Source organism: Escherichia sp. Lx600-2, assembly GCF_036662595.1.
Taxonomy (GTDB): domain Bacteria; phylum Pseudomonadota; class Gammaproteobacteria; order Enterobacterales; family Enterobacteriaceae; genus Escherichia; species Escherichia coli.
Genome location: NZ_JAYQWM010000212.1, coordinates 1 through 1,627, shown reverse-complemented (window position 1 = coordinate 1,627; position 1,627 = coordinate 1). Strand labels below are relative to the sequence as shown.

Sequence of the window (1,627 nt, the reverse complement as noted above, 5' to 3'; positions counted from 1 at the left end):
CTAGTCTAAAAACTAGTATTAAGACTATCACTTATTTAAGTGATATTGGTTGTCTGGAGATTCAGGGGGCCAGTCTAGTCAACATAGTGATGAGCATCGAGTATGTTGAGAGATTGGCAGAAAGAATGCGTTGCCGCTGCGCTAACAAAGTATCAATCTGGATTACAGCACTTTCTATGTCTTGCAAGTCCTGGTGCTGGAAAAACTGTAATGGCGGCCGAAGTCACCAAAAGAATGCTTGAGCTCGATATGGTTGATCTGGTTATATGCTTTGCCCCCTCAACAGCGGTAGTCTCATCTATAAAAAGTAATTTTTCCCGTATTCTGGAAAGAAGTTTTGATGGAGACTTTGGTGCGGTTGGCGCGGTGTATACTTATCATAGTCTGATGTATTTCGATAAACGTTTCTGGGATTCTTTGAAGCGTCATCGTGTGTTGGCTGTTTTCGACGAAATACATCATTGCTCTGGTGATTCATTGGAAAATGCAAATGTCTGGGGCGGGGAAATACTGTCTCAAGTTCAACAATGTGTCAGTTACACATTGGCATTAACAGGAACTCCATGGCGAACAGACAATACACCAATAGTGTTTTCAAATTACACTGATTCGGATGGAGTGGTTAGCTGTGACTATGAATACGGTCTCAGAGAAGCTATTGCAGATAACGTTTGTCGTAAGCCAAAAATTGTCCTTGTAAATAGTAGCAATTTGGCTATCTCATCCGATGAAACAATGAAAAATTATAGTTCTATAGCAGACTTTTTGAATGAGACAGTAACTTCATATCAATCAATAATTTGGTATCCTGATGCAATGAGGTATGTAATCAAATCTGGATGTGAAAAACTTCGTGAAATTAGAAAATTTAACCCTGACGCAGGTGGTCTGGTTGTTGCTTCATCAGTCGAGCATGCATATGAACTACTAAGTATTTTAGAAAACGAGTTTGGCCAAACTACAACTATTGTGACATATCACGATAGAAGAGCCATTTCTAAAATTGACCATTATCGACATGCGACTACCGAGTGGATTGTCAGTGTTGGCATGATCAGTGAGGGTACAGACATCCCTCGACTTCAGGTTTGCTGTCATCTAAGCGCTGTTAAAACTGAGCTCTATTTCAGGCAGGTACTGGGTAGAATTTTACGAGTTAACCAGAGTATAAATCAGGAAGCTTGGTTATTTACGATGGCTACTGACGAACTAACTTTATTCTCCGGTCGCCTGGCTGAAGACTTACCAAAAGATTATAAAGTTATATATACACAAGAAGATGAACGCCCATTATCTAGGCATGAGAGTTTATCCTTATCTCCGGACACCATACAAAAAAAATATTTAAATAAACCTAGAGAAACAGATTTTAAAATGGAATTCAATGACGCGAATACATCATCAATTTCTATTTCAAATCATGCGAAAAATCTAAGAATTGGTTCTCTATATAAACAAGTAATTGATGCTTTTTTATTCTCATCTGTTTAATTATGGTATCAATATTTTATATAGAATACACATAAACAAGAGTGTCAACTATCATTCTTATGGTGATGCTGCCAACTTACTGATTTAGTGTATGATGGTGTTTTTGAGGTGCTCCAGTGGCTTCTGTTTCTATCAG

1 protein-coding gene is annotated in these 1,627 nt (G+C 38.1%); it reads left to right on the top strand.

Translation table 11 applies throughout. The features are described from left to right. The first annotated feature begins 102 nt into the window (after positions 1-102). Entirely contained in the window at positions 103-1,491 is a 1,389-nt protein-coding gene (locus tag OQV04_RS24495) for a DEAD/DEAH box helicase (RefSeq protein ID WP_112919025.1), read from the top strand. Positions 1,492-1,627 lie beyond the last annotated feature (136 nt).